This window comes from Rhodanobacter sp. FW101-FHT13A11 (assembly GCF_058790335.1).
Genome location: NZ_JBYTCN010000005.1, coordinates 56,465 through 63,931, shown reverse-complemented (window position 1 = coordinate 63,931; position 7,467 = coordinate 56,465). Strand labels below are relative to the sequence as shown.

The window sequence follows — 7,467 nt, the reverse complement described above, 5'->3', positions numbered from 1 at the left end:
CACTCGTCTGACTTCGTCGGCAGCGTCAGAGGTGTAGAAGAGACAGATCGCGCACAGGGTGCGCTCCTACAGGCGGCACCGCCAGGTAGGGCGGGCACCGCCCGCCCTACCGGAACCGGCTACTTGTGCTTCGCCAGCCCCGCCATCCGCTGCGCATCGGCTAGGATGCCGTGCAGCACGCGCAGCTCGCGCGCGTCCGGCTGCGCACGCTGGAACAGCTTGCGCAGGCGCAGCATGATCGTGGTCGGTTCGCGGCCCTTGTGGAAGTCGATATCGTCCAGGGTCTGCGCCAAGTGGCGGTAGAACTGCTCCATCTGCGCCGCGTCGGCCGGCGGCTCGTCGTGCTCCGGCGGCGCGGCGGGCGGTTCGTCGCCGAGCATCGCCACGCGCAGCTCGTAGGCCATCACCTGCACCGCCTGCGCCAGGTTGAGCGAGCTGAAGTCGTCCGCGCTGGGAATCCGTACCATCGCGTGGCAGCGCGCCAGTTCCTCGTTCTCCAGGCCGGTGCGCTCGTTGCCGAACACCAGCGCCACCTGCTCGCCGCGGGTGGCCGCGGCCAGCGCCTGCTGCGCCGCCTCGCGCGGGGAGATCTCCGGCAGGTTCACCCCGCGCCGGCGCGCCGACAAGCCCAGCGCCAGGCTGCTGCCGGCCAGACCATCCACCAAGTCGGCGTGCATGCCGGCGTTGGCCAGCACATCGTCCGCGCCGGCGGCGAGCGCATTCGCCTCCGGATCGGGGAAACGATATGGGCTGACCAGCTCCAGCCGCGCGAAACCCATCGTGCGGATCGCCCGGGCCGCGCTGCCGATGTTGCCCGGATGCGAGGTGCGCACCAGCACGTAGCGGAAGCGGGCGGCGAGGTCGTGGCGGTCGGTCATGCGCAGGAAGATCGAGGGTTCGGGCCGACAAGGATAGTGGACCCGGGGCGGCCCGGACCCGCCTCTGCTAGAATCGCCGGCCGCAGCCCCGCTCTCTTCCAAAGTCGATACCCATGGCCCGACCCCACGTCACGATCGCGGCGCGCGCCGCCCGTTCCGCAGGCAACGTGATCCTGCGCTACATGAACCGTATCGACGGCCTCAACATCGTCGAGAAGCAGCAGATGGACTTCGTCTCCGAGGTCGACAAGCTGGCCGAGGCGGAGATCATCAAGGAACTGCGCCGCGCCTACCCCGACCATGCGATCCTCGCCGAGGAAAGCGGCGCGATCGGCAAGGGCCCGCTGACCTGGGTGATCGACCCGCTGGACGGCACCCACAACTACCTGCGCGGCATCCCGCACTTCAGCGTATCGATCGCGCTGCTGGAAAAGGGCGTGCCGATCCACGCGGTGGTGTTCGACCCGCTGCGCGACGAGCTGTACACCGCCAGCAAGGGCGACGGCGCCTATATCAACGACCGCCGCATGCGCGTCAGCAAGCGCGAGAACCTGGGCGGCGCGATGATCGCCACCGGCTTCCCGTTCCGCCAGCGCGAGCACCTCGCCGCGCAGCTCGACATGACCCGCGCGATCCTCGGCCAGGCCGAGGACATCCGCCGCTCCGGCTCCGCCGCGCTCGATCTGGCCTACACCGCCGCCGGCCGCTACGACGGCTACTTCGAGATCGGCCTGAAGCCGTGGGACATGGCTGCCGGCGTGCTGCTGGTGCATGAAGCGGGTGGCCGCTACTGCGACTTCGCCGGCCGCGACGGCCTCCCGGCCAGCGGCAACCTCATCGCCGGCAACCTCAACGTGTCCAAGGCGCTGACCGACGCGATCGGCCGGCAAGCGACGCCGGGGTTGCTCAAGGCCTGAGCGGTCCACCCGGCCGAAGCAAACGAAGGCGCCTGCGGGCGCCTTTGTCGTTTCAGGATGCCGCTTCGCGCAGGAACCCGCGCAGGAACGGGATGGTGATCCGTCGCTGCGCCGCCAGCGAGGCTTGGTCCAGCTTGTCGAGCAGGTCGAGCAGCGCGCCGAGGTCGCGCGCATAACGGGCGAACAGCCAGTCCAGCACGCTGTCGTCCAGCTCGATGCCGCGTGCGGCGGCCTGCGCCTTCAGCACGGCGCGGCGTTCGTCGTCGTCGAGCGGTTTCAGCGCGAACTGGGTGCAGGCACCGAGACGCGAGCGCAGGTCGGGCAGGTCGAGACCCAGTGCGGCCGGCGCGGCGTCGGCGGCGAACAGCAGTGCGTTGCCTTCGGCGCGGGCGCGGTTGTAGAGGTCGAACAGTGCATGCTCCGCATCGCGATGGCCGCCGATGGCGCCGATATCGTCCAGCGCCAGCAGTTCGCTGCCGGCGACGCCGCGCAAGGCCGCCGTATGATCCGCGATCGTGGTCAGCGGCAGGTATTGCACGCGCCGCCCCGCCGCACTGGCTGCCTGGCAGGCGGCCATCAGCAGGTGGCTGCGGCCGCTGCCGGCGGGGCCGTGCAGGTAGACCCAGGGCGCGCCGGCCTGCAACGCCAGCGCCTGCGCCGCGGCTAGCGCGGCGGCATTGGCGCCGGCGTGGAAATGTTCGAAGCGCTGGCGGCGCGGCCAGCGCAGCGCGAGCGGCAGCTGCAGGATCATGGCGCGGGCGGGTCGCCCGGCGGTGCAGCTGCCGGCGCGGCGGCTCCCGCCTCGGCGATCACCGGATCCTCCGGCCCTGCCTCGTTGTACAGCTCGCTCATGCGGTACCGCTCGATCAGGTAGCGCAGCAGCACCATGATCACCGACGCCGCCGGCAGCGCCAGCAGCACGCCGAGGAAGCCGAACAGGTAGCCGCCGGCCAGCACCGCGAACATCACCGCCACCGGGTGCAGGCCGATCTTGTCGCCGACCAGCTTGGGCACCAGCACGTAGCCTTCCAGCAACTGGCCGACCGTGAACACGCCGCAGACCATCAGCACGTGCGCCCAGTCGCCGTATTGCACCAGCGCCGCCACGATCGCCGCGACGAAGCCGATGATGAAGCCCAGGTACGGCACGAAGCTGAGCAGGCCGGCGACCATGCCGATCAGCGGCCCTACGGTCAGCCCCACCACGCTGAGGCCGGCGCCGTAGAACACGCCGAGCGCCAGCATCACCAGCAGCTGGCCGCGCACGAACGCGCCGAGGATCTTGTCCGACTCGCTGGCCAGGTAGGCGATGGTGGGCTGGATCGAGCGCGGCAGCATGCCGTCGATCTTCGCCACCAGCCTGTCCCAGTCGCGCAGCAGGTAGAACGCCACCACCGGGATCAGCACCAGGTTGGTCAGCCACATCGCGATGCCCAGGCCGCCGCGCGACACCTTGCCCAGCACCGCCGTGGCGACGCCGCCGATCGAAGCGAGGTGGCCCTTGACCGCGGCCAGCAGGCGATCGCTGTCGAAGGTGTGCGGATCGAGATGCAGGCGGGCCTGCAGCCACGGCCACACGGTGTTCTGCGCCCATTCGCCGTAGCGCGGCAGGTTGCTGACCAGGTTCTCGATCTGGCGCGCGATCAGCGGGATCAGCAGCAGCAGCACGCCGACCACCGCCACCATGATCACCACGAACACGACGGTGGCCGCCCACGTCCGGTTCAGCCGCAGCCGCTCCAGCCGGTCGACCAGCGGATCGCCGAGATAGGCCAGCATGGCGGCGACCGCGAACGGCATCAGCACCGGCGCCAGCAGCCAGATCAGGTAGACGATGACCGCCGCGATGGCGAGCAGTTGCCAGCGGTGTGGGATGTCCTTGTCTTGATTCACTCGGTACGTCCCGGCCAGGAGATGGTCATTGGTCATTTTGAAGAGTCCGCACATGGATGTGCGGTTTTTTTTGCGAGGGACTCGCATCCAACTCAATGCAGCCAGCGCAGGCTCTCGTTCGCGCCCGCATGCGTCTCGCCCTGCAGCAGCAGGTGGCCGCCGGCGGCGAGGTTCGCGGCCAGCGCGCCCATCGGCACGGAGGCCTTCACGTGCAGCAGCACGCCGTCGTTCTGTGCGCCAAGGGTCTGTACCTGCTTCACCGATGGGTCTTCCTGCAGGGTCGCCATCAGATTGGCGTAATCCATAGCGGATTCGAGCCCGCTGACCCACAGCTTGCCTTCGCTGGGGCCGGCGCCGATCACGTTGAGCTGCTTGCCGAGGCGATCGACCAGGCCATTGCCGGCGTTGTCGAGCACGACGGCCGTGGCGCCCTGGTCGCTCCAGTGCTGCGCCTGGCCGCCGGACACCAGGGTCCAGTCGGCACCGCCGTCGCGCAGCTTGCCCAGCAGGACCAGGCCGGTGTGGTAGCGCTGGTTGATCGCCGCCAGCGCGGCCGGGTCGGTAGCGGCGACCTTGGCCACGTCCGGCGGATTGGCCGCGTCGGGGTAGGCCAGGTTGGCGCCGCGCGCGCCGGCGGCCGCGGCCAGGCCGGCCAGCGCCGGCTGGTCGAGCAGGCGGCCATCGCTGCCCCGCACCAGCAACAGCACCGGCGGCTTGATGCCGGCGCTGCGCACGCCCAGCTTCGACACCAGCCGGCGCACCGCGCCGGGCTCGAATTCCACGTCCAGTACCAGCCCGGTCGCGGCGCGCTGGTACTGGAATTTCTGCACCATCGAGGCTGCCGTGCCCAACGCCTCGGCGTAGCCGGGGTTGCTGCGCAGGTCCTGGCCGCCGGCGACCCGCGCCAACACCTGGCCCAGCGCGGTGGCGAATGCCTGGTCGCGCTGGGCGTCGCTGGTGTCGGCCAGCGGCACCACCACCGAGTACGGCGAGCCCGAGGCCTGCGCGTGCAGCCGCGGCAGCACGGCAAGACCCAGCAGCAGGGTGGCGATCAGCAGGCGTGACAGGCGCATGGAAGGGGTATCTTCTGAGGGGAAGCTCCCGGGAAGTCTGCCCAATCGCGCCCCCAGCGTCCATGCCGGCGGTCACCAAACCCGCGGCGGCCGGCCGGCAACGGCGCCGCAAGCTGCTAAACTTGCGCGTTTCACCCACGCCGGTTTCCGCCATGTCTGACGCCCTCACCTACCGCGCCGCCGGCGTCGATATCGATGCCGGCAATGCGCTGGTCGAACGCATCAAGCCGCTGGTCAGGCGCACCTCCCGCCCCGAGGTGATGGGCGGGCTGGGCGGCTTCGGCGGCCTGTTCGACCTGAGCGGCCGCTACCAAGAACCGGTGCTGGTGTCCGGCACCGACGGCGTGGGCACCAAGCTGAAGCTGGCGCAGGCGCTGAACCGCCACGACACGATCGGCATCGACCTGGTCGGCATGTGCGTCAACGACGTGCTGGTGCAGGGCGCCGAACCGCTGTTCTTCCTCGACTATTTCGCCACCGGCAAGCTGGACGTGGACACCGCCGCCGCCGTGGTCGGCGGCATCGCCGCCGGTTGCGAACTGGCCGGCTGCGCGCTGATCGGCGGCGAGACCGCCGAGATGCCGGACATGTACCCGCCGGGCGAGTACGACCTGGCCGGCTTCACCGTGGGCGCGGTGGAAAAGTCGCGGATGCTCACCGGCGACGCCATCGTGGCCGGCGACGTGGTGCTGGGCGTCGCCTCCAGCGGCCCGCATTCGAACGGCTATTCATTGATCCGCAAGATCCTCGAGCGCGCCGGCAATCCGTTCGACCTCGACCTCGGCGGCGTGAAGCTGGTCGACGCGCTGATGGCGCCGACCACGATCTACGTCAAACCGATGCTGGATTTACTTCACGCGAGTCCATCGCAAAACCCCGCACATCCATGTGCGGACTCTTCAATTCCCATCCACGGTCTGGCGCATATCACCGGCGGCGGCCTCAAGGAAAATATCATCCGGGTGGTGCCGGACGGCCTCGGCATCGCGCTGGACGCCTCCGCCATCGTGCTGCCGCCGGTATTCGACTGGCTGATGCGCGAAGGCAACGTGGCGCGCGAAGAAATGTGGCGCACGTTCAACTGCGGCGTCGGCTTCACCGTGATCCTGCCCCGCGACGCGGTGGCCGGCGCATCCGCGCTGCTGGCGAAGCATGGCCTGGCCAGCTCGGTGATCGGCGACATCGTGCCCACGCCGGGCGACGAACGCGTGCATATCGGCTGAACCGTTCCGTGACAACCGCTCCTGCCAGGGTCGCCGTGCTCGCCTCCGGGCGCGGCAGCAATCTTGCCGCGCTGCTCGAGGCGCGCGAGCGCGGCGAACTGCCGGTCGAATTCGTGCTGGTCGGCAGCGACAAGGCCGGCGCCGGCGCGCTGCGCCTGGCCGAGGCCGCGAACGTCCCCACCCTGGCGCTGGATCCGCGCAGCTATCCGGACCGCCGCGCATTCGACCTGGACCTGTTCCGGCGCGTCGCCGCCAGCGGCGCCGACTGGCTGGTGCTGGCCGGCTTCTTGCGCATCCTCGACGGCGAGGCGCTGAAGCCGTGGGTGGGCCGGATCATCAACATCCACCCCTCGCTGCTGCCGAAATACCGCGGCCTGCATACCCATCGCCGCGCGCTGGAAGCGGGCGATGCCGAGCACGGCGCCAGCGTGCATTTCGTCACCGCCGAACTGGATGGCGGCCCGGTGATCGCGCAGGCGCGCCTGGCGATCGAGGCCGGCGACGACGAGGAACGCCTGGCGCGGCGCCTGCTGCCGCTGGAACACCGGTTGCTGCCGGCGGTGCTGGGCCTGCTGGCCGCGGGACGCCTGCAATGGGATGGCCAGGCGCCGCGCTTCGACGGGCAGCCGCTGTCGGCCCCGCTGCGGCTGGGCGACGCCGGCCTTTCTCCTTAAAGCCGGTTCAGCCCGGTCTGGGCAGACTCGGCGCATGACTATCCGACCCCTGCTCGCCCCCCTGCTCGGCCTCGGCCTGCTGCTCGGCGCCCGGGCCATCCCCGCCGCCACGCCGACCGCGTTCACCGCCACCTACGACGTATCGCAGGGCGGCCAGCCGATGGGAGTCGCCACGGTGACCCTGCGCGCGGCCGGCAATGGCGAGTGGATCTACAGCAAGGACGTCAAGGGCACCGGCGGACTGGCCGCCCTGCTCGGCGCCAATGTCACGGAAAGCTCGCGTTTCCGCTGGAAGGGCGACGTGCCCGAGGCGATCGGCTACGACTACCAGTTGCAGGCTGCGGTCAAGCAGAAGCAGCGCCACCTGGCAGTCGACTGGCCGAAAAACCGGGTGACCGTGGATGAAGGCAAGGGTCCGCAGAGCTATCCGGCCCGCCCCGGCATGGTCGAGCGGAACACGCTGGCGCTCGCACTGGGCCTGGCGCTGCGCGACGGCAGGCGGCAGATCACGCTGCCGGTCGCGGTGCGCCAGGAGGTGCAGGCGCAGCACTTCGAGGTGACCGGCAAGGAGACCGTGAAGGTCCCCGCCGGCAGCTTCGCCGCCCAGCGGGTCGACCGCACCGATGCCGACCGCGGCTTCAGCGCGTGGTACGCCCCCGGCCGTTACCCGCTGCCGGTGAAGCTGTCGCAGCACGATGGCGGCGACATGGTGATGGAGCTGGTGCGCTACCGGGCCGACTGAGCCGCAAGCGTGCGCACTCCGGCCGTCGTTCCCGGCGGCACCGCGACCATCCGCGGTGCGGGGCACC

At 70.3% G+C, this 7,467-nt stretch carries 8 protein-coding genes; 4 read left to right on the top strand and 4 right to left on the bottom strand.

Annotated features, from left to right (window positions below; all coding sequences use genetic code 11):
* Nucleotides 1-119: 119 nt before the first annotated feature.
* On the bottom strand, nucleotides 120-878 hold the full coding sequence (locus AC3WRN_RS07525; RefSeq protein WP_068095891.1) for an RNA methyltransferase: 759 nt from the start codon (nucleotides 876-878) through the stop codon (nucleotides 120-122).
* 113 nt (nucleotides 879-991) lie between these two features.
* Between AC3WRN_RS07525 and AC3WRN_RS07520 the strand changes: the two genes are divergently transcribed.
* Nucleotides 992-1,795, top strand: a complete 804-nt coding sequence (locus AC3WRN_RS07520; RefSeq protein WP_068095893.1) for an inositol monophosphatase family protein — start codon at nucleotides 992-994, stop codon at nucleotides 1,793-1,795.
* A 52-nt stretch (nucleotides 1,796-1,847) separates the two neighbouring features.
* Here the strand turns inward: AC3WRN_RS07520 and hda are convergent, their stop codons facing one another.
* From hda to AC3WRN_RS07505, 3 genes are all read right to left on the bottom strand, one after another.
* Nucleotides 1,848-2,546, bottom strand: a complete 699-nt coding sequence (hda, locus tag AC3WRN_RS07515; protein ID WP_492622518.1) for a DnaA regulatory inactivator Hda — start codon at nucleotides 2,544-2,546, stop codon at nucleotides 1,848-1,850.
* On the bottom strand, nucleotides 2,543-3,688 hold the full coding sequence (locus tag AC3WRN_RS07510; RefSeq protein ID WP_492622517.1) for an AI-2E family transporter: 1,146 nt from the start codon (nucleotides 3,686-3,688) through the stop codon (nucleotides 2,543-2,545). Before AC3WRN_RS07510 ends, hda begins: the two co-directional genes overlap by 4 nt.
* Nucleotides 3,689-3,780: 92 nt before the next feature.
* Entirely contained in the window at nucleotides 3,781-4,761 is a 981-nt protein-coding gene (locus AC3WRN_RS07505; protein WP_492622516.1) for a DUF8605 domain-containing protein, read from the bottom strand.
* A gap of 152 nt (nucleotides 4,762-4,913) precedes the next feature.
* Between AC3WRN_RS07505 and purM the strand changes: the two genes are divergently transcribed.
* The 3 genes from purM to AC3WRN_RS07490 are packed head-to-tail and all read left to right on the top strand — an operon-like array spanning nucleotide 4,914 to nucleotide 7,400.
* On the top strand, nucleotides 4,914-5,984 hold the full coding sequence (gene purM / locus AC3WRN_RS07500) for a phosphoribosylformylglycinamidine cyclo-ligase (RefSeq protein ID WP_492622515.1): 1,071 nt from the start codon (nucleotides 4,914-4,916) through the stop codon (nucleotides 5,982-5,984).
* An 8-nt stretch (nucleotides 5,985-5,992) separates the two neighbouring features.
* Nucleotides 5,993-6,658, top strand: coding sequence for a phosphoribosylglycinamide formyltransferase (purN, locus tag AC3WRN_RS07495; RefSeq protein WP_492622514.1), 666 nt, complete (start codon nucleotides 5,993-5,995; stop codon nucleotides 6,656-6,658).
* A 34-nt stretch (nucleotides 6,659-6,692) separates the two neighbouring features.
* A complete protein-coding gene (locus AC3WRN_RS07490; RefSeq protein WP_068095903.1) occupies nucleotides 6,693-7,400 on the top strand; it encodes a DUF3108 domain-containing protein in 708 nt (235 codons plus the stop codon).
* Nucleotides 7,401-7,467 lie beyond the last annotated feature (67 nt).

Bases quoted from the DNA above. Each gene is read 5' to 3' on its own strand.
- purM (WP_492622515.1), top strand. From the start codon at position 4,914: ATGTCTGACGCCCTCACCTACCGCGCCGCCGGCGTCGATATCGATGCC.
- hda (WP_492622518.1), bottom strand. From the start codon at position 2,546: ATGATCCTGCAGCTGCCGCTCGCGCTGCGCTGGCCGCGCCGCCAGCGC.
- AC3WRN_RS07520 (WP_068095893.1), top strand. From the start codon at position 992: ATGGCCCGACCCCACGTCACGATCGCGGCGCGCGCCGCCCGTTCCGCA.
- AC3WRN_RS07525 (WP_068095891.1), bottom strand. From the start codon at position 878: ATGACCGACCGCCACGACCTCGCCGCCCGCTTCCGCTACGTGCTGGTG.
- AC3WRN_RS07505 (WP_492622516.1), bottom strand. From the start codon at position 4,761: ATGCGCCTGTCACGCCTGCTGATCGCCACCCTGCTGCTGGGTCTTGCC.
- AC3WRN_RS07490 (WP_068095903.1), top strand. From the start codon at position 6,693: ATGACTATCCGACCCCTGCTCGCCCCCCTGCTCGGCCTCGGCCTGCTG.